Genomic DNA, 19,295 nt, shown 5'->3' with positions numbered 1-19,295 from the left:
GAATGCCGGGGCTTCGACAGGCTCAGCCCGAACGGATTCTTCTCGCGCGCCCCCCATTGTCTTTTGCCATTGACAGGCCGTTCATCGTTTGACGGGCGCGCCCGGCCAAGCGCGGCATGAACGGTTTTCGCCGTTCGCCCTGAGCCCGTCGAAGGGCCGGTATTCCAGAGTCAAACAACCAGGCGACCTACGCCCCCAGATACGCCGCTCTTACCGCATCATTGCGCAGCAGATTGGCCCCGGTGTCCTGCAGCACCACGCGCCCGGTCTCCAGCACATAGCCGCGGTCGGCAATCTGCAGCGCGCGGTTGGCGTTCTGCTCGACCAGGAACACCGTGACGCCGGCCGCGCGTATGGTCTGGATGATCTCGAAGATCTGCGCGATGATCAGCGGCGCCAGGCCCAGCGTGGGCTCGTCCATCAGCAGCAGGCGCGGCTTGGACATCAGCGCCCGGCCTATGGCCAGCATCTGCTGCTCGCCGCCCGACATGGTGGCCGCGCGCTGGCGCGCGCGCTCGCGCAGCCGCGGGAACAGTTGGAAAACATGTTCCATGCCGTCGCCTATCTGCTCCTTGCTCTGGAAGAAGCCGCCCATCATCAGGTTCTCGGCCACCGTGAGATGGGGAAAGACGCGCCGGCCTTCGGGCGAGATCGCAATGCCCTTGCGCATGATCAGGTGCGTGGGCAGTTGCGTGATGTCTTCGCCTTCGTAGACCACGCGGCCGCTGGTCGCGCGCGGCGTGCCGCACAGCGTCATCAGCAGCGAGGTCTTGCCCGCGCCGTTGCAGCCGATCAGCGTCACGATCTCGCCCGGGTGCACTTCCAGGCTCACGTCGTTGACCGCGCAGATCGCGCCGTAGTGGGTGAACACGTTTTCAAGTTGCAGCATTGCCGCCATCAGGCCTCTCCCAGATAGGCCTTGATGACCCGTTCGTCGTGGCGTATGGCCTCGGGCGTGCCCGTGGCGATCGGCTTGCCGTACTCCATGACCAGGATGCGCTCGGAGACGCCCATGACCAGGCCCATGTCGTGCTCTATCAGCAGCACCGCGACATCGTGCTGCTGGCGCAGCTGGTCTATGAGGTGCTGCAGGTCTTTCTTTTCCTGCGGGTTCAGCCCCGCGGCGGGCTCGTCGAGCATCAGCACCTGGGGCTCGGTGATCATGCAGCGCGCGATTTCCAGCCGGCGCTGGTGGCCGTAGGCAAGATTGCCCGCGGGCCGGTTGGCGTAGGTGCGCAAGCCCATGTAATCTAGCCAGTGCAGCGCGTTGTCCAGCGCCTGCTGTTCGGCGCGCCGGTAGCCCGCGGTGTTGAACAGCCCGGCGAGAAACGAGGTGCGCATCTGGCGATGCTGGGCGACCAGCAGGTTCTCGAGCGCGGTCATGGACTTGAACAGCCGCACGTTCTGGAAGGTGCGCACCACGCCGCGGCGCGCGACGTTGTGGCTGCCCAGGCCTGCAATGCTGCGCCCGGCCAGCGCGATGCGGCCCGCGCTGGGCTGGTAGAAGCCGCTGATGCAGTTGAACACCGTGGTCTTGCCCGCGCCGTTGGGGCCGATGATGGCAAACACTTCGCGCGGCTGCAGCGCAAAGCCCACGCTGTCGACGGCCAGCAGGCCGCCAAAGCGCATGCTCAGCGCCTCGACTTCAAGCAGCGGCGCGCTCATGGGCCGACCTCCAGATGGTGGCGCTTCATCGGCAACAGGCCTTGCGGGCGCCAGACCATCATCAGAATCATCACCAGGCCGAAGATCAGCATGCGGTACTCGGAGAACTCGCGCGCCAGCTCGGGCAGCACGGTGAGCAGGATGGCGGCGATGATCACGCCCAGCTGCGAGCCCATGCCGCCGAGCACCACGATGGCCAGAATGAGCGCCGACTCGATGAAGGTGAACGATTCGGGGTTGACTATGCCCTGGCGCGCGGCGAAGAAAGCCCCGCCCAGGCCCGCGAACATCGCGCCCAGCGTGAACGCCGACAGCTTGATCTTCATCGGGTGCAGGCCCAGCGAGCGGCTCGCGATCTCGTCCTCGCGCAGCGCTTCCCAGGCCCGGCCTATGGGCATGCGTATCAGCCGGCTCGAGATCCACAGCGTGACCAGGGCCAGCGTCAGCGCCATCAGGTACAGCGCGATCACCATGTGCAGCGACTGGAACTCGAGGCCGAAGAACTGGTGAAAAGTGGTGCCGCCTTCGGTGCTGGCATTGCGCGTGAGTTCCAGCCCGAACACCGTGGGCTTGGGAATTCCCGAAATGCCGTCGGGCCCGCCCGTGAGCGTGGTCAGGTTGATCAGCAGCAGCCGGATGATTTCGCCAAAGCCCAGCGTCACGATGGCCAGGTAATCGCCGCGCAGCCGCAGCACGGGAAAGCCCAGCACGAAGCCGAACATCGCGGCCATGGCGCCGGCCAGCGGCAGCGCTTCCCAGAAGCTCCAGCCGGCCCAGTGGAACAGCAGTGCGTAGGTGTAGGCACCGACCGCGTAGAAGCCGACGAAACCCAGGTCGAGCAGCCCGGCAAAACCCACCACGATGTTCAGGCCCAGGCCCAGCATCACGTAGATCATTGCCAGCGTCGCGATGTCCACCGCATTGCGGCCGGCGAAGAACGGCCAGGAAACGGCGATCAGCAGCGCGGCCAGCATCAGGCCCTGGCGCTGGCGCTGCGTGGCCGCGGGCAGGGCCGGGCGCTGGATGCGCGGCGCGCGCGCCCAGCCGCGCGCGAGCCAGGGGCGCAGCAGCTGCACCACGAACACCAGCGCGCAGGCCCAGGCGACCGTGGTCCAGTGCGGCACGATCAGCGTGCGCCCGCCCGCGCGCTCCAGGTGCAGGCCGAAGATGGGAATGGTGACCAGCGCCGTGAGCACGGCGGCGATGACTGCGTCGCGCAGGTTGTGCCTAAGCAGGGAAGCCGTCGTCATCAAACTTTCTCCACCTCAGGTTTTCCGAGAAGGCCGGTGGGGCGCACGAGCAGGATCAGCACCAGCAGCGTGAACGCCACGATGTCCTTGTATTCGGAGGAGATGTAGGCCGCGGCCAGCGTCTCGGCCACGCCCAGCAGCACGCCGCCGAGCATGGCGCCGGGAATGCTGCCAATGCCGCCGAGCACGGCCGCCGTGAAGGCCTTGATGCCGGCCAGAAAGCCGATGAACGGGTTGAGCTTGCCCACGGCCAGGGCGATCAGCACGCCGCCCACGGCCGCGAGCACCGCGCCCAGGATGAACGTGAAGGAAATGACGCGGTGGGTGTTGATGCCCAGCAGGTTGGCCATGTGCATGTCCTGAGCGCAGGCGCGCGAGGCCCGGCCCATGCGCGAGTGGCGGATGTAGAGCGTGAGCAGCACCATCAGCACCACGGCGACGACGATGATCATGATGCGCGTATACGGTATGAAGATCTCGAAGCCGCCGCTGCCGCCGCCGAACTGCAGCGCGCCGGGCAGCAGCTGCGGCACAGCCATGTCGCGCGCGCCCTGGCCCAGCGCGACCCAGTTCTGCAGGAAGATCGACATGCCGATGGCGGAGATCAGCGCCACCAGCCGCGGGCTGTTGCGCACCGGTTTGTAGGCCACCTGTTCGACGACGAAGCCGTAGACGCCGGTGATGATGGCCGCAACCACCAGCATCAGGCCTATCACCAGCCATATAGGCACGCCGCCCTGGGTGCCCACGGCTGTCAGCGTGACCAGGCCTACATAGGCGCCGATCATGTAGATGTCGCCGTGGGCAAAGTTGATCATGCCTATGATGCCGTAGACCATCGTGTAGCCGATGGCGATCAGCGCATAGATCGCACCCAGCGACAGCCCGTTGAACAGCTGCTGCAGCAGCTGGGGCAGGAAATCATCCATCGGTCACCACCTTCCGGCAGAAATGACTGTCTGTACCAAGGGCCGCCAGCCCGGCTGCGCGGCCCTTGGTGTGCGTGGCGAAGGCCTTACTTGGCCGCCGCGGTCTTGCTGCCGTCCTTATGCCACTCGAAGACCTGGAAGTCAAAGGCCTTGAGGTCACCCTGCTTGTTCCAGCCCACGGTGCCCAGCGCGGTCTCGAAGTTGGTCTTGTGCAGATGGTCGGCGACCTTGGCGGGGTTGTCGCCCACGGCCTTGATGCTGTCGAGCAGCACCTGCACGGCCGCGTACGAAGTGAGCTGGAACGCGCCCGAAGGGTTGCGCTTCTGGTCCTTGAACGCCTTGACCACGGCCGCGTTCTTGGGATTGGCCGCGAAGTCGGCCGGCAGGGTCACGAGCATGCCTTCGACCGCATTGCCGGCGATGGCGTTGACCTCCGGGTTGCCCACGCCTTCGGGGCCCATCATGCGCACCTTGAGGCCTTGCTCGGCGGCCTGGCGCAGCAGCAGGCCCATTTCGGGGTGGTAGCCGCCGTAGTAGACGAAGTCGACGCCGTTGCTCTTGAGCTTGGTGATCACCGCCGAGTAGTCGCTGTCGCCCGCGTTGATGCCTTCGAACAGCGCGACGTTGATGTTGGCTTTTTTCAGCGCGTCGCGCACCGAGGTCGCAATGCCCTGGCCGTACGACTGCTTGTCGTGCACCACCGCGACTTTCTTGGGCTTGGCCTTCTCGATGATGAACTTGGCCGCCGACGGGCCTTGCTGGTCGTCGCGGCCTATGGTGCGGAAGATGTAGTGGAAGTTCTTGCCGTCGGTCAGCGCGGGCGAGGTCGCCGAAGGCGTCACCACAACCACGCCTTCATTGTTGTAGATGGGCGCGGCGGCAATCGCCGCACCCGAGCACACGGGTCCGACCACATAGCCGATCTTGGCGTTGACCACGCGGTTGGCCGCGACCGGTCCCTGCTTGGGCTCGCAGGCGTCGTCCACCGGAACGAGTTCTATCTTCTTGCCCTGGATGCCGCCCGCGGCATTGATCATTTCGACGGCCGTGGACGCACCTTCCTTGACCATGTCGCCGTACTGGGTCAGCGCGCCCGTGGTCGGAATGACCATGGCAATGCGGATGTTCTGCGCATGGGCCACAGGAAGCAGGCCCGCGGCGACCAGACCCGCAGAGGCGACCAGAACAGACAGGCGAAACGGTTTTTGCATGGCGATCTCCTTGAATGGCGTGTAGGAGTCCCAGCTTATGCGAGCCCGCAAAGCCTGCAATAGGGTATATGCCAGGGGACGAAGCGTGGTGTGTGCGCTTCAGCGTAAATCCGTGCGCCGAGCGCTCGTGTCAGAACGGCGCGGACAGCTCGAATGCGCGCCAGTCGCCCGTTTGCGGGTGGGTCAATCCGAGTTGCTGGGCGTGCAGCAGCAGCCGCGGTGCAGCCGCTGCGATCGGGCCGTCGGCGTAGAGCGCATCGCCCAGGATGGGGTGTCCCAGATGGGCCAGATGCACGCGCAGCTGGTGGGTGCGACCGGTGATGGGTTCGAGCTCGACCCGGGTGCAACCGGGCCAGCCCGGCGGATCGTGGGCCAGCACGCGCCAGCGCGTCTGGCTGGGCTTGCCCGCGGCGTCTATGATGCGCAGCGGCCGGCGCGGCCAGTCGGCCGCAATCGGCGCGTCTATGGTCTGCCATTCGTCGCTGCCGTGGGCAGTCAGGATTCCGTGGACCACGGCCACATAGCGCTTGTGCACCGCGCGCTGCTCGAACGCCAGGCTCAACTGGCGCTGCACCAGCGGCGACAGCGCCATCAGCACCAGGCCCGAGGTCGACATGTCGAGCCGGTGCACGACCAGCGCCTGCGGCCACTGCGCCTGGGCACGCGCGCTCAGGCAGTCCTGCTTGTCCTCGCCGCGTCCGGGCACGCACAGCAGGCCCGAGGGTTTATCGAGCACCAGCAGCGCGTCATCGGCCGCGATGCAGCGCAGTCCTTCGCACATCGCCATCACGTCAATCGCGCAGCGGCTGGTTCATGAGCTGGTCGACGGTGGTGCACAGCTCCTCGACATCGTTGGGCTTGTGGATCAGCGCGCGCGCGCCCGCGGCCAATGCCTCGGCCTCGATTTCGGCCGTGACATAGCCCGAGGCCAGCGCCACCGGCAGGTCGGGGCGGGTGGCGAGCGCGGCGCGCACCAGATCCACACCGCAGAAGCCGGGCATGTTGTAGTCGGTGACCAGCAGGTCGTAATGGGCAGGCGCAGCTTGCAGCGCGGCCATGGCCTCGCGCGGATCGGTGAAGCCGCTGACGTCGTAGCCGCGCCGGCGCAGCAGGCGCTGCACCAGGAACACCAGCGCCTGGTCGTCATCGACATACATCACATGGCGGCGCGGCACGCCGCCGGGCTGCGCGTCGGGCGCGGCAGGCGCGTTGAGTGCCGGGCGGCGCGCTACCGGCGTGGCGATCACCGGCGCCGAACCGCTGGCCACGGGGAAATAGAGCGTAAAGCGGCTGCCTTCGCCGAGAACGCTGGAGACGTCGACCGCGCCGCCATGGGTGCGCATCACGCCATGCACCACGGCCAGGCCCAGGCCCGTGCCCTGGCCCACGGGCTTGGTCGTGAAGAACGGCTCGAAAATGCGCTGCAGCGTGGCGGCGTCGATTCCCGGGCCGTTGTCCTGCACGCTGAGCGCAACATAGTTGGCCAGCGGCAGGCCCAGGCGGTCGCTCAGGCGCTGGTCGGCGAGCGTGAGGCTGGCCGTGACCTGCACCATGCCGCGCGCGTCGCCGATGGCGTGCACGGCATTGGTGGTCAGGTTGAACAGCGCCTGCTCGACCTGGGTCACATCGGCGAGCAGCGGTGGCAACTGGGGCGCGATATGCGAGTGCAGCGCAATTGCCGGCGGCAGCGTGACGCGCAGCAGGCGTTCGGTGTCGCGTATCACTTCGGCGGCCTGTACGGCGCCGCGCTTGGGCGGCTCGTTGCGGCTGAAAGTCAGGATCTGGCGCACCAGATCGCGTGCGCGCCGGCCGGCCTTCTCGATTTCGAGCAGGCTTTCGAGCATCGCGGAATTCTCGGGGCAGTCGGCGCGCGCAAGTTCGACATTGCCCAGGATGGCGCCGACGATGTTGTTGAAGTCGTGGGCAATGCCGCCGGCCATGGTGCCCACGGCCTGCATCTTGTGCGATTCGCGCAGCTGCGCTTCGAGCTCGCTGCGGTGGGCTTCGGCTTTCTTGCGGCTGCTCAGGTCGCGCGCGAACACCGTGGTGGTGGTTTCGCCGCCGCTGTGCTGCACGAAGGCCAGGCTCACCTCGACGGCCAGCTGCTTGCCGCTGGCGGTGCGTGCTTCCATCTCGCCGAGCACGGCCTGGGTGGTCAGCGCGGCGAATTCAAGCGCGCTCGCGGCATCGGGCAGAAAGCGCTCTAGCGGGCTGCCCAGCGCATCCTCGGCGGCGCAGGTGAACAAGGCCGCGGCCGTGGGGTTGAACACCGTGATGCGCTGCGCGCTGTCGACGCACAGGATGGCGTCCAGACTCGAGTTGATCACCGACTCGAGCCGGCGTTCGCTGGCGAACAGCTGGTTGTTGCGCTCCTGCAGCGCCAGGCGCTCGGCCAGCAGCGGACCCTGGTCGACGACGGCGCAGAGGAACTGGGCAATCGGCGGCCCTTTTTTCTGCGGAATCTCTATGCAGGCGATATGCAGGTCGCCGCAGAGGTTGATTTCCGAATTGATGGAGAAGACCACCTCGTGAACTTCGCTGCCGCCGCGTTCGCGCGCTTCCATGAAAGCTTCGCAGACGCGGTCGGCGTGCTTTTCGCTGACCAGCGGCATGAACGACACCAGGATGCGGTCGCGCTCCGTGGGCTGGAAGGCGTTGTGCGCCATGGCATTGGCCTGGATCACCATGTCGTGCTCGTCGAGCACCAGCAGCGGCAGCGGAATGCTCGCGAACAGCGCTTCGAAGCGCTCGGACGCGCTTTCGGCCACAGCCTGGCTGTAGTCGAGCACCTTGTTCTGGATCTCCAGCTCGTGCTGGTAGTTGCGCAGCTCGGCGACGAGCGCGGCCAGCGGCTCCTCGGCAATGGGCTCAAGCACTTCCTCGGTCCACGGCAGAGGCGTCAGATCCTGGGCATCCGGCCCCATGAGGGCGTGCAGACCCAGGGGATCGTCTTTGCGCAGGAGAAAGGACAGGTCGGGACGGCTCATGTGAGGTGGTGCAGTGGCCGTACGCCAGAGGTTGCGCAGACGCCGCGAGTTTAAGCGCGCGCCCGCGGCCTCACAAGCCTGGGGCCAAGTGGGCGGACAATCAGCTCAGGTAAGACTCCAATGGTATGCAACTGCAGTGCAGGTTGCGGTCGCCATGCACGTTGTCTATGCGTGCCACGGGCGGCCAGTACTTGGCGTGGCGCAGCGCGGGCTGCGCAAAGGCCGCCTGTTCGCGGCTGTACGCATGCGGCCATTCGGTGGCCAGCAGTGCGGCGGCGGTATGCGGCGCGTTCTTCAGAACGTTGTCGGTACGCGACACTTCGCCCGATTCTATCGCCCGGATTTCCGCGCGTATGGCAATCATGGCGGCGATGAAGCGCTCGATTTCCTCCAGCGGCTCGCTTTCCGTGGGCTCGACCATCAGCGTGTTGGGCACGGGAAACGACAGCGTGGGCGCATGCAGGCCGTAATCGATCAGCCGCTTGGCCACGTCCTCGGCCGTGACGCCGCTGGTGGCCTTGAAGCCGCGCAGATCGAGAATGCATTCGTGGCCCACGCGTGCGCGCCGGCCTTGCGTCCCGACGTTCATGCTGGGGCTGGCGTACAGCGTGGGGTAGTGCTCCTGCAGGCGACAGCTGATGTAGTTGGCGCTCAGGATGGCGATCTCGCTCGCATGCTTGAGGCCTTGCGCGCCCATCATGCGCATGTACATCCAGCTGATGGGCAGCACCGCGGCATTGCCCAGCGGCGCGGCGCTGACCGCGCCCACGCCCGAATGCAGTCCCGTGCTCGCATGGCCGGGCAGGAAAGGCACGAGGTCTTCGACCACGCAGACCGGGCCCACGCCCGGGCCGCCGCCGCCATGCGGAATGCAGAACGTCTTGTGCAGGTTCAGATGGCTCACGTCGCCGCCGAACGCGCCGGGCGCGGCAATGCCCACCAGTGCGTTCATGTTCGCGCCGTCGACATAGACGCGCCCGCCGTGGCGGTGCACCAGCGCACACAGCTCCTCGACGCGGGCCTCGAACACGCCGTGCGTGCTGGGGTAGGTGATCATCACGCACGACAGCCGCTCGCTGTACTTCTCGCATTTGTCGGCCAGGTCGGCCAGGTCCACATTCCCCTGGGCATCGCAGGCCGTGACCACGACTTCGAGTCCGGCCATCTGCGCGCTCGCGGGGTTGGTGCCGTGGGCGCTCGAAGGAATCAGGCAGATGTCGCGCTGGCCCTGGCCGTTTGCCGCGTGGTAGGCGTGGATGGCCAGCAGGCCCGCGTATTCGCCTTGCGAGCCGGCATTGGGCTGCAGGCTGACGCCTGCATAGCCCGTGGCTTCGCAGAGCCAGGCGCGCAGCTCGGTGTCCAGCTGCCGGTAGCCCGCGAGCTGGTCGGCGGGCGCGAACGGGTGGATCTGCGCGAACGCGGGCCAGGTGATGGGAATCATCTCGCTGGTGGCATTGAGCTTCATGGTGCATGAGCCCAGCGGAATCATCGTGCGGTCCAGCGCCAGGTCCTTGTCCGACAGCGCGCGGATGTAGCGCAGCATCGCGGTTTCGGCGTGGTGGCGCTGGAACACCGGGTGCGTGAGAAAGCGGCTGGTGCGGCGCAGCGCCGCGGGAATGCGCAGCGCCGTGCCGGCTTCGAGCGCCGCGACGTCGGGCAGCGCCTGACCGGGCGCGGCAAATATCTGCCACAGCAGCGCGAGGTCGGCGCGCGTCGTGGTCTCGTCGAGCGCGATGCACAGCGCTTCGGGCGAATAGCGGCGCAGGTTCGCGCCCAGGCCCACGGCGCGCTGCGCCAGCGTCTCGGTGGCCGCACCGGAGTGCACCAGCAAGGTGTCGAAGCTGCCGTGCTCGGCCACTGTGCGGCCCAGCTGCTTGAGACCCTGGGCGAGGATGGCGCAGTAGCGCGCGATGCGCAGCGCGATGCGCGTGAGGCCTTCGGGGCCGTGGTAGACCGCGTACATGCTCGCCACGACCGCGGGCAGCACCTGGGCGGTGCAGATATTGCTGGTCGCCTTCTCGCGCCGGATGTGCTGCTCGCGCGTCTGCAGCGCGAGCCGGTACGCGGGCTGGCCCTGGGTGTCGCGGCTCACGCCCACGATGCGTCCGGGCAGTGCGCGTTTGTAGGCATCGCGGCAGGCCATGAAGGCCGCGTGCGGCCCGCCCGCGCCCATGGGCATTCCCAGGCGCTGGCTGCTGCCGACCACGATGTCGGCGCCCCATTCGCCGGGCGGCGTGAGCAGCGTCAGCGCCAGCAGATCGGTGGCGACGATGAACGCCGCCTGGCGCGCATGGACCTGCGTGGCGTCGGCGCCCAGATACGCGATCCGGCCGTCGGTTGCCGGGTACTGCGTCAGCGCCGCGAAATAATCGCCTTCGAGTGCGCGCTGCCAGGCCGCAGGCGAGTCGGGCACCAGCACTTCTATGCCCAGCGGCTGCGCGCGAGTACGTATGACTTCAATCGTCTGCGGGTGGGTGCCGGCCGAAACGACGAAGCGCCGGCTGGCCGATGCAGTCATGCGCAGCGCCAGCGTCATGGCTTCGGCCGCGGCCGTGGCCTCGTCGAGCAGCGATGCATTGGCGATGGGCAGGGCCGTGAGGTCGCAGACCATGGTCTGGAAGTTGATCAGCGCTTCCATGCGCCCCTGAGAAATTTCCGCCTGGTAAGGCGTGTACGCGGTGTACCAGGCCGGGTTCTCGAGCACGTTGCGCAGGATCACGCCCGGCGTGTGCGTGCCGTAATAGCCCTGGCCGATGAAGCTCTTGAGCTGCTGGTTGCGCGCGGCCAGTTGCTGCAGTTCGGCCAGCGCCTGGGCTTCGCCCACGGCCGGCGGCAGCTGCATGGGCGTGTGCCGCGCGATGCCGGGCGGAACGATTTCGGCGATCAGCGCGGCGCGCGAGGCGGCGCCAACCACCGACAGCATCAACGCTTCGTCAGCCTCGCCGGGCCCGATGTGGCGGGCAATGAATTCGTCGGGGTTTTCGAGGGAATGCAGCGCGGGAACATGGGGCATCGTCATGGCAGGACCTGTGGAAAAGGCTGAAGCAATGGGATTGCCGGGCCACGAAAGCCCGGTCGCGCGGCGCAGTTCCCGCGTTTACGCGCTCTGCGCGAAAGCCGTGTAGGCGGCTTCGTCGAGCAGGCCGTCCAGCTGCGCGGGGTCGCTGAGCTTGATCTTGAAGAACCAGCCGCCGGCCAGCGGGTCGGAATTGGCCAGCGAAGGGTCGTCGCGCAGCGCCTCGTTGACTTCGACGATCTCGCCGCTCACCGGCATGTAGATGTCGGCCGCGGCCTTGACGGACTCGACCACGCCGGCGACATCACCCTGGGCGAAGGTCTTGCCGACTTCAGGCAGGTCGACAAACACCACGTCGCCCAGCGCGTCCTGCGCGTGCACGGTGATGCCCACCACGGCAGCGGCCGGGTCGGCGGCGTTGATCCACTCGTGGTCTTTGGAAAATTGAACGCTCATGAGAACTCCAGGAAAAACAAAAAAGAAAAGCGCAAGGCCGTAGTTCGCACTGTATCCCGTCGGCGGCCTCCCGGGCGTCAGATGACGGACTTCATCCGCGGTAATAGCGGCTGGGAACAAATGGCATGGCCGTGACTTCCATGGGCACGGGCTTGCCGCGCACCAGCGCCTGCAGCCTTGTGCCGGGCGCGGCACTGGCGGATTCCACATAGGCCTGGGCAATGGGCTGGTTGAGCGTGGGCGACAGCAGGCCGCTCGTGACCTGGCCCACCTGCCGGCCGCCGGCATCGAGCAGGGCCGCGGGCTCGCGCACCGGAATGCGCTCGAGCGCGCGCAGTCCCACGCGCTGGCGCGGGCGCAGCGCGGGCTCGGCAATCTGCGCCAGCAGGCGCTCGGCGCCGGGAAAGCCGCCGGCGCGCGCCCCGCCGGTGCGCCGCACTTTCTGCACCGCCCACAGCAGGCCGGCCTCGGCGGGCGTGGTCGTGGTGTCGAGTTCATTGCCATAAAGGCACAGCCCGGCTTCCAGGCGCAGCGAATTGCGCGCGCCCAGGCCCGCGGCAGCGACTTCCGGGTGGTGCAGCAGCGCGCGCGCAAAGGCTTCGGCCATGGGCCCGGGCAGCGAAATCTCAAAGCCGTCCTCGCCCGTATAGCCGCTGCGCGTGATGTACAGCTCGCTGCCTTCCCAGACAAAGGCCGCGCCGTCCATGAACAGCAGCTGCTCGACGCCGGGCACCAGCCGCTGCAGCGCATCCACCGCCAGCGGCCCCTGCAGCGCGAGCAGCGCCTGTTCGCTCAGCGGCGTGATCTCGCAGCGCGCGCCGATATGCGCCTGCAGGTGGGCGAGGTCGGCGTGCTTGCAGGCGCCGTTGACGACCAGCAGGAAATCGTTGCCGCGCTGGATCAGCATCAAGTCGTCGAGCACGCCGGCCTGGTCATTGAGCAGCAGGCCGTAACGCTGGCGGTGCAGCGCCAGGTCCAGCAGGTCCATGGGCATCACGCTTTCCAGTGCGGCCGCGGTGTCGGCGCCGACCAGGCGCAGCTGGCCCATGTGCGAGACATCGAACAGGCTGGCGGCCGCGCGCGTGTGCTGGTGCTCGGCGATCAGGCCCTGGGGAAACTGCACGGGCAGGTGGTAGCCCGCGAAATCGACCATGCGCGCACCAAGTTCGAGGTGCAGCGAATGCAGCGGCGTGGGCAGCAGTTCGCCGGCAGCGGCCTGGGGGAAATGGGGCGTGGGAGGGCTGGTCACGGTGGTCATGGCGTTCTCCGGTCAGGCAGGCGCTGGGCCAGGCCGCAGCGCCATATGCAAATTTCCATTGGCGATAAGCCCAAGCCTACACTGGCCCGCAAGATTCGTGAATTCCCGGAGATTTTCAATGCAACTCACCCTGGGCGATACCCTGTCCTGGCCCGCGCGCTACCTGCCCCACAAGGAGGCGCTGGTCGCCTGGGAGGGCGGCGAGCGCCGCGCCTGGACCTATGCGCAGCTCGACGCCGAAGTCAACCGCCATGCCCATGGCCTGCTGGCGCTGGGCATCGCGCGCGGCGATGTGGTCGCAGCCTTTCTCTACAACACGCCGGCCTTTGTGTTCACGCTGCTGGCCGCGGCGCGCATAGGCGCGGTGTTCAATCCGATCAACTACCGGCTTGCGCCGCAGGAGCTGGCCTTCATCCTGCAGGACGGCAACGCGCGTGCGCTGGTCTTCGAGCGCGAAGTCGCCGAGGTCGTGGCGCGCACCCAGGCCCTGCTGGGCGACGACAGCGCGCGTCCGGCGCACTGGATCTATGCCGATGAAGGTGCGGCCGACGCCACGCCCGAAGGCGCGGGCACGCGCCTGAGCGCGCTGGCCGCGGGGCACGCGAGCGACGCGCCGCAGGTGAGCGTCGACGAGACCGACCCCTGCATCCTGATGTACACCAGCGGCACCACAGGCCGGCCCAAGGGCGTGCTGCACAGCCACCGCAGCAAGCTCGCGCACAACGCGCTGATGCACCAGGTGATGCAGCTGCGCCGCGAGGATGTGGGTTTGTCGGTCGCTCCGCTCAACCATACGGCCGAGCTGCACACCAGCTTCCTGCCGCGGCTGCAGGTGGGCGCGACGCTGGTGCTGCAGCGGCGCTTCGACGCCGCCGAAGCCTGGCGCCTGGTCGAGGCCGAAAGAGTCACGTTCTTCTTCGCCGCGCCGACCATGGTCTCCATGCTGCTGCACGAGCCCACGCTGGCCGCGCGCGACACGCAAAGCCTGCGCCTGGTCGAATACGGCGGCGCGTCGATGGCGCCGCACCTGATACGCGAATGGACGCGCCAGGTAGGCTCGGGCCTGGTGCAGGTGTTCGGCACGACCGAGATGGGGCCTTGCATGTCGGTGCTCTACCCGCACGAGCAGCTGTCGCACGCGGGCTCGGCCGGCCTGCCGGCGCTGAGCCATGACCTGGTCGTGGCGCGCATTCCCGCCGACGGCAGCCCCACCGATCCCGCCCTGCGCTGCGCCGTCGGCGAAGTCGGCGAGATCCTGGTGCGCGGGCCCTGCATGATGGCCGGCTATCTGCACCGGCCCGACGCCAACGCGCGCGCCCTGGCCCATGGCTGGTACCACACGGGCGACATGGGTCATCTGGACGCGGACGGCTATCTGTGGATTCGCGACCGCATGGACTACATGATCAATTCGGGCGCCGAGAACGTCTATCCGCGCGAAGTCGAGGATGCGCTGGTCGAGCACCCTGGCGTGCTCGAAGTGGCCGTGGTCGGCGAGGCCGATGAACGCTGGGGCCAGGTGGTCGTGGCGCATGTGGTGCGCAAGGCCGCCGCCGCTGCCGCTGCCGCCGACGCGGCCGGCCTAGACGCTTTCCTGGTGCATGGCGACCGCCTTGCGGCCTACAAGCGCCCGCGCCGCTATCACTTTGTCGAGTCGCTGCCCAAGACCACCAGCGGCAAGATCCAGAAACATCTGCTGCGCCAGCCGCGTTGAGGTTCGCAGGCTGCAATACCCGGATCAAGGGCTCCTGCATTGGCTGCAGGGGCCTTTTTTTCGGTGTAATGACAGCAGATCAGGGAGGAAGTCATGCCGCTGCCCGCACGCATCTTTGATTTGCACACGCATCTGTTCAACGCGCGCTACCTGCCGCTGGCCAGCGTCATCGCCCATGCGATGGGCCGCGACGCGAGCCCGCTCGCGCGCCAGGTCGCGCGCCTGCTGCAGGCCCTGACGGGCTCGGCGTATGCGGTCGTTCCCGTCGAAGCCGTGTTTTCGCAGGCCACCGACGACACGCTGGAAATCGAGTGCCTGGAGCATATCTGGCGCATGGTCGAGTACGAGCTGCTGCTGGGCACGGGCTCGCTCGCCGCCGTGGAGCAGGGCGTGCTGCCGCAGCTCGAGCAGTCGCTCGAGGCGCCGGTGTTCGATCGCCTGCGTGCCTCGCAATTCATGGACATCCTGCTGACGCTGGACCAGATCGATTACGCGGCCGAAGGCTGGCCCGGGCCGCGTGCGCCCGAAGCCGAGGAGGTCGCAGTGCAGCAGATCCCCGAAATGAACGCCCGCTTCTCGGACTTCCTGCAATGGGCCGAGCGCGTGGTGCGCAAGGCGCTGTGGGTCGTGACGCGGCTCATGGACCCCATGGCCTGGGGTGAAGTCGTCAACTATCCCGCTTTCTTCCTGACCCTGCTGCATTCGGAAGAGCAGCTGCTGCAGAAGCTCTTTGCGAGCTATGGCGCGGGCCTGCCGCCGCTGCAGGCCGCGCACTACCTGATCGACATGCAGATGGCCTATCCCGGACAGGAGGCGCCGTTCTATCCGCTGCAGCCCGTGCAGGAAGACCGCATGCAGGCGCTGCAGCGCGCGCACCCGGCGCGCGTCTTCGGTTTCGCCGCATTCGATCCGCGGCGCGAAGATTGGCATGCGCGCGCGCTGCATTCGCTGGGCAAGGGTTTTGCGGGCTTCAAGTTCTATCCGGCCATGGGCTTCAAGCCCACGGGCAACGACGCGCCGATCCAGGCGCGCGTCGATGCGTTCTTCGACTTCTGCATTGCGCGCGATCTGCCGGTGTTCGCGCACTGCACGCCCGTGGGCTTCCAGACGCGGCTGCGGCTGGGCGCCAACGCCCATCCACGCCACTGGCAGGCGCTGCTGGAGCAGCCGCGCTGGCAGAGACTGCGGCTGTGCCTGGGCCATGCGGGCGGCGGCAACCTGCGCAACGGCGCGCTGCATTCAGCGGGCTGGTTCGCGGTTTCGGACGAGGCCTGGCAGCATGCAGACAATTTTGCGCGCATCGTGAGCGAGCTGTGCACGCGCTATCCGAATGTCTATTGCGAAGTCGGCTACCTGACCGAGTTGCTGGCGGATGACGGTCCCGCGCGCCTGGAGTCCAACCTGCAGCGCGCGCGCGCGGCGCAGCAGCCATTCGAGCTGCTCGACAAGATGGCCTACGGCTCCGACTGGCATATGCCCGAAGTCGTCACGCGCACGCGGCAGTATCTCGAACAATGGCTGGCCCTCATGGAAAAGCCCGCGTATGCGGGCTTTCGCGAGCCGTTCTTCTGGAAGAACGCCTACCGGTATCTGCGCCTGCCTTTGTGAGCTCAGTACGGTTCGGCCTTGACGCGCATTTCGCTGTAGGGAACGATGCGCGAGCCCTTGACCAGCCGATAGCCCCACCAGATCAGCAGGAACAGCGGCAGGCCGATATAGGTCGCGACCACGCCGCCCCAGTCGATGCGGTCCTGGATGAAAGCCTGGTAGTTCTGGCCCAGCGTGATGATCAGGCACAGCACGAAAGCGAAGATCGGCCCGAACGGGAATGCGGCCGCTCGGTAGGGCAGGGCCGCCAGGCTCAGGCCCTGGGCTTCGTAGCCCTTGCGAAAGCGGTAGTGGCTGATGGCGATTCCCAGCCAGGCAATGAAGCCGGTCATGCCCGACAGGTTCAGCAGCCAGATGTAGACCGCCTGGGGGCTGAAGATGTTGGTCAGAAAGCACAGCGCGGCAATCGCCGTCGTGGCCAGCAGCGCCATCAAGGGCACGCCGTTGCGGTTGACGCGCGCGAAGATGCGCGGCGCCATGCGCTGGCAGGCCAGCGTGTAGAGCATGCGCGTGGAGGCATACATGCCCGAGTTGCCGGCCGACAGCACCGAGGTCAGCACCACGGCATTCATCACGGCCGCGGCAGACAGCAGGCCGGCGCGCTCGAACACCAGCGTGAACGGGCTCACGCTGATGTCGCTCACATCGTTGCGCAGCAGCTGCGGGTCGTTGTAGGGCAGCAGCAGGCTGATGATCAGGATGGCAAACACATAGAACAGCAGAATGCGCCAGAACACCTTGCGCACCGCGCGCGGCACGTTGCGCGCCGGATCTTCCGATTCGCCGGCCGCGATGCCGATCAGCTCCGTGCCCTGGAACGAGAAGCCGACGATCATCGCCACGCCGATCAATGCCGCGAAGCCGCCGGCGAACGGCGCGTCGCCCACGGTCCAGTTGGCCAGATTGCCCCAGATGCCTTCGGGCGCGCCGCCTTGCATGATGCCCAGCACCATCAGCAGGCCCAGACCGATGAAGACGATCACCGTCACCACCTTGATCGCGGCAAACCAGTATTCGGCTTCGCCAAAGCCTTTGACCGAAATCGCGTTGAGGCCGAACATCAGCGCCAGGAACAGCGCGCTCCAGACCATGCCGTTGACATCCGGTATCCAGTAGGCCATGACCAGCTGCGCCGCGACCAGGTCGACCGCAATCGTCACCGCCCAGTTGTACCAGTAGTTCCAGCCGAGCGCGAAGCCGAAGCCTTCATCCACATAGCGCGCGCCGTAGGTCGCAAACGAGCCCGAGACCGGCAGGTGGGCAGCCATTTCGCCCAGGCTGGTCATGAGGAAATAGACCATCAGGCCGACAACCATATAGGCGAGCAGCGCGCCGCCCGGGCCGGCCTGGGAAATGGTCGCGCCCGAGGCCACGAACAGGCCGGTGCCGATGGAGCCGCCGATGGCAATCATCGACAGGTGACGCGCCTTGAGGCTGCGGCGCAGGCCGGGCTCGGCCTGCGCGGAAGAGGGAGAAGCGTGGTCGCTCATTGCTTGGTTTCCTGTGCTCCGCTGCGCTGTGCACATGGCAGCAACGCAAAAGGCCGCACTGGCGCGGCCCGGAAAGACGGCATTGTGCGCGATTTGCCCGGCGCAGGCCGCGCCGTTGCAAAAAAACCTAAGCACGATTCAGCGAAACGCAGGCCCCGATGGATTGCCGCTCAGAAGGAGTCATGCAGCGGCGCCGTCAGTCCCGTAGTGTCCGTCGGCGCCATGGGCTCGGCGTATTCATTGATGTCGGTGCCCGTGGCTGTTTCGCTTTCCCAGGTAACGTTCATCAGTTGTAACGAGCTTTCATCGATATCGTCCATGCATTCTTTCCATGCAGTCGCTCTGAGCGCTTCGTTGAGGGTGTGCTGCACTGCGCTCCTGCGCTGTGGATCAAGGCATAGACAGGCATAGTCCATAGCGGTTCGCCCCGCAATGTCCGGGATATACAGGTTCGCCCCCGCGTGCACCAGAACGTCGATTGTGCGGGAATTGCCGGCTGCGGCTGCAATCATCAGCGGGGTCGTGCCGTCGCTGTACGCGCGGGTATTGGGGTTGGCGCCGGGGTAGCCATTGTGCGTCTCCAGCAACGCATTGACGACTTCCGGTGAGCGTACCTCGCAGGCCCGCATCAGCAAGGTGTGACCCCTGCCGTCGTCGGCGTCGCCGCCGTATCCGGCGTCGCGCAGAATTCCTATGATGTCCACCGTGCCCACTTCCACGGCAAGCGTCATGGGGTTGTAGGCTTGGTCCTCGGAGCCGTCGGCCTGCGGGGCTGAATGCTCAGGGATCCATTGCGCCGCGGCCTGCCCAATGCCCAACCTGAAAGCTTCCACCAGCGCACGCCAGCCTTCAGGCTCCGCCAAATCCGGGCACGCACCCGCTTTCAGCATTGCTTCCAGCACCCCAGTATCGGGCGCATCGAGTGCAGGCTCGAGCGCCTGGCGGTTGGCGCCCTCGTTGGGGTCGGCGTTCGCGGCAATCAGGCTGCGTACCAGACGCGCATCTCCCTGCTCGGCCGCATGGGTCAATACGGCCTTGCCGTTGTCATCGACGGCATTGGGATCGGCGCGCGCGGAAAGCAGCAGTTGCGCGGTGTCGGTCAGCTGGTAGACGACGGCCACCACCAAGGCGTCCCGATTCGCGGGATGAGTGAGATCTGCCTTGGCGTCTAGCAGGCTGCGCACCATGCCCGTGTCACGCGATGCGAGCGCCAGCGCGGATTGCCCCAACGCATTGGTGCGGTGCACATCCGCACCAAGTTCTATCAACTTGTCGACCGTGGGCTGGTCGCGGATTTTCACAGCCGTAGTCAATAGATTGTGGCCATTGCCGTATGTGGTGTTGAGGTCCGCTCCGGACGCCACCAGCAATTGGATGATATCGGGGCGCTGGTTAAGCACGGCATACGACAGCGGCGTAAGGCGATGCCCGTCGGGAAGATCGACGCGGGCTCCCAGGTCGATCAGTGTCCTGACCGCTTGGGGTTGATTGCAAACGGTGGCTGCGACCAGGGCGGTGGTGCTTTCCTCGAGGGCGTTGATGTCTGCGCCAGCGTCCAGCAAGCCCTTGAATTCACCTGTGCGGCCTTCGCATGCGGCGTTGATGAGCTTCCGGTTCAAAACGGTGTTGTTGCGGCTCTTTGGCATGATGTTTACAAATTAACTATTGATTTATTATATCAATAGTTAAAAGCTATTACAACAGGCGAAAG

14 protein-coding genes are annotated in these 19,295 nt (G+C 66.6%); 2 read left to right on the top strand and 12 right to left on the bottom strand.

Annotation, left to right across the window (positions count from 1 at the left end):
• Positions 1–187 precede the first annotated feature (187 nt).
• The 10 genes from RR928_RS10940 to gcvT form a co-directional block, all read right to left on the bottom strand.
• Entirely contained in the window at positions 188–898 is a 711-nt protein-coding gene (locus RR928_RS10940) for an ABC transporter ATP-binding protein (protein WP_332534258.1), read from the bottom strand.
• On the bottom strand, positions 898–1,665 hold the full coding sequence (gene livG, locus RR928_RS10935; RefSeq protein WP_332682501.1) for a high-affinity branched-chain amino acid ABC transporter ATP-binding protein LivG: 768 nt from the start codon (positions 1,663–1,665) through the stop codon (positions 898–900). Before livG ends, RR928_RS10940 begins: the two co-directional genes overlap by 1 nt.
• Positions 1,662–2,915, bottom strand: a complete 1,254-nt coding sequence (locus RR928_RS10930; protein WP_332534260.1) for a high-affinity branched-chain amino acid ABC transporter permease LivM — start codon at positions 2,913–2,915, stop codon at positions 1,662–1,664. The genes livG and RR928_RS10930 overlap by 4 nt, the downstream gene beginning before the upstream one ends.
• Positions 2,915–3,844, bottom strand: coding sequence for a high-affinity branched-chain amino acid ABC transporter permease LivH (gene livH, locus RR928_RS10925; protein ID WP_332534261.1), 930 nt, complete (start codon positions 3,842–3,844; stop codon positions 2,915–2,917). The genes RR928_RS10930 and livH overlap by 1 nt, the downstream gene beginning before the upstream one ends.
• A gap of 86 nt (positions 3,845–3,930) precedes the next feature.
• Positions 3,931–5,055: a branched-chain amino acid ABC transporter substrate-binding protein gene (locus tag RR928_RS10920; RefSeq protein WP_332534262.1), complete on the bottom strand. Its 1,125-nt coding sequence runs from the start codon at positions 5,053–5,055 to the stop codon at positions 3,931–3,933.
• Between the two features lie 130 nt (positions 5,056–5,185).
• The gene (locus RR928_RS10915) at positions 5,186–5,842 is read right to left on the bottom strand and encodes an RluA family pseudouridine synthase (RefSeq protein ID WP_332534264.1); all 657 of its coding nucleotides are present in this window, start codon (positions 5,840–5,842) and stop codon (positions 5,186–5,188) included.
• Between the two features lie 4 nt (positions 5,843–5,846).
• Entirely contained in the window at positions 5,847–8,042 is a 2,196-nt protein-coding gene (locus tag RR928_RS10910; RefSeq protein ID WP_332682497.1) for a PAS domain-containing hybrid sensor histidine kinase/response regulator, read from the bottom strand.
• 100 nt (positions 8,043–8,142) lie between these two features.
• Positions 8,143–11,061, bottom strand: a complete 2,919-nt coding sequence (gcvP, locus tag RR928_RS10905) for an aminomethyl-transferring glycine dehydrogenase (RefSeq protein ID WP_332548378.1) — start codon at positions 11,059–11,061, stop codon at positions 8,143–8,145.
• A 78-nt stretch (positions 11,062–11,139) separates the two neighbouring features.
• Entirely contained in the window at positions 11,140–11,514 is a 375-nt protein-coding gene (gene gcvH / locus RR928_RS10900) for a glycine cleavage system protein GcvH (RefSeq protein WP_332548377.1), read from the bottom strand.
• Positions 11,515–11,605: 91 nt separating this feature from the next.
• Positions 11,606–12,772 (bottom strand): glycine cleavage system aminomethyltransferase GcvT, encoded by a 1,167-nt coding sequence (gcvT, locus tag RR928_RS10895; protein WP_332534271.1) that lies wholly within the window; start codon positions 12,770–12,772, stop codon positions 11,606–11,608.
• Positions 12,773–12,890: 118 nt separating this feature from the next.
• Between gcvT and RR928_RS10890 the strand changes: the two genes are divergently transcribed.
• Both RR928_RS10890 and RR928_RS10885 read left to right on the top strand, forming a co-directional pair.
• Positions 12,891–14,486: a long-chain-fatty-acid--CoA ligase gene (locus tag RR928_RS10890; RefSeq protein ID WP_332534272.1), complete on the top strand. Its 1,596-nt coding sequence runs from the start codon at positions 12,891–12,893 to the stop codon at positions 14,484–14,486.
• A 93-nt stretch (positions 14,487–14,579) separates the two neighbouring features.
• On the top strand, positions 14,580–16,094 hold the full coding sequence (locus RR928_RS10885) for an amidohydrolase family protein (RefSeq protein WP_332534274.1): 1,515 nt from the start codon (positions 14,580–14,582) through the stop codon (positions 16,092–16,094).
• A gap of 2 nt (positions 16,095–16,096) precedes the next feature.
• Here RR928_RS10885 and RR928_RS10880 read toward each other — a convergent pair whose 3' ends face one another.
• On the bottom strand, positions 16,097–17,584 hold the full coding sequence (locus tag RR928_RS10880) for an amino acid permease (RefSeq protein ID WP_332548375.1): 1,488 nt from the start codon (positions 17,582–17,584) through the stop codon (positions 16,097–16,099).
• 170 nt (positions 17,585–17,754) lie between these two features.
• On the bottom strand, positions 17,755–19,230 hold the full coding sequence (locus tag RR928_RS10875) for an ankyrin repeat domain-containing protein (RefSeq protein ID WP_332534278.1): 1,476 nt from the start codon (positions 19,228–19,230) through the stop codon (positions 17,755–17,757).
• Positions 19,231–19,295: the final 65 nt, after the last annotated feature.

The organism is Comamonas sp., assembly GCF_036666375.1.
Classification (GTDB): domain Bacteria; phylum Pseudomonadota; class Gammaproteobacteria; order Burkholderiales; family Burkholderiaceae_C; genus Comamonas.
This window is presented reverse-complemented; position numbering and strand designations above follow the sequence as displayed.

What these genes read in the sequence shown, in the direction of transcription:
- livH (WP_332534261.1), bottom strand. Translation starts at nt 3,844, where the DNA reads ATGGATGATTTCCTGCCCCAGCTGCTGCAGCAGCTGTTCAACGGGCTG.
- RR928_RS10910 (WP_332682497.1), bottom strand. Translation starts at nt 8,042, where the DNA reads ATGAGCCGTCCCGACCTGTCCTTTCTCCTGCGCAAAGACGATCCCCTG.
- gcvH (WP_332548377.1), bottom strand. Translation starts at nt 11,514, where the DNA reads ATGAGCGTTCAATTTTCCAAAGACCACGAGTGGATCAACGCCGCCGAC.
- RR928_RS10940 (WP_332534258.1), bottom strand. Translation starts at nt 898, where the DNA reads ATGGCGGCAATGCTGCAACTTGAAAACGTGTTCACCCACTACGGCGCG.
- RR928_RS10885 (WP_332534274.1), top strand. Translation starts at nt 14,580, where the DNA reads ATGCCGCTGCCCGCACGCATCTTTGATTTGCACACGCATCTGTTCAAC.
- RR928_RS10890 (WP_332534272.1), top strand. Translation starts at nt 12,891, where the DNA reads ATGCAACTCACCCTGGGCGATACCCTGTCCTGGCCCGCGCGCTACCTG.
- livG (WP_332682501.1), bottom strand. Translation starts at nt 1,665, where the DNA reads ATGAGCGCGCCGCTGCTTGAAGTCGAGGCGCTGAGCATGCGCTTTGGC.
- RR928_RS10875 (WP_332534278.1), bottom strand. Translation starts at nt 19,230, where the DNA reads ATGCCAAAGAGCCGCAACAACACCGTTTTGAACCGGAAGCTCATCAAC.
- RR928_RS10920 (WP_332534262.1), bottom strand. Translation starts at nt 5,055, where the DNA reads ATGCAAAAACCGTTTCGCCTGTCTGTTCTGGTCGCCTCTGCGGGTCTG.
- gcvP (WP_332548378.1), bottom strand. Translation starts at nt 11,061, where the DNA reads ATGACGATGCCCCATGTTCCCGCGCTGCATTCCCTCGAAAACCCCGAC.
- RR928_RS10915 (WP_332534264.1), bottom strand. Translation starts at nt 5,842, where the DNA reads ATGGCGATGTGCGAAGGACTGCGCTGCATCGCGGCCGATGACGCGCTG.
- RR928_RS10880 (WP_332548375.1), bottom strand. Translation starts at nt 17,584, where the DNA reads ATGAGCGACCACGCTTCTCCCTCTTCCGCGCAGGCCGAGCCCGGCCTG.
- RR928_RS10930 (WP_332534260.1), bottom strand. Translation starts at nt 2,915, where the DNA reads ATGACGACGGCTTCCCTGCTTAGGCACAACCTGCGCGACGCAGTCATC.
- gcvT (WP_332534271.1), bottom strand. Translation starts at nt 12,772, where the DNA reads ATGACCACCGTGACCAGCCCTCCCACGCCCCATTTCCCCCAGGCCGCT.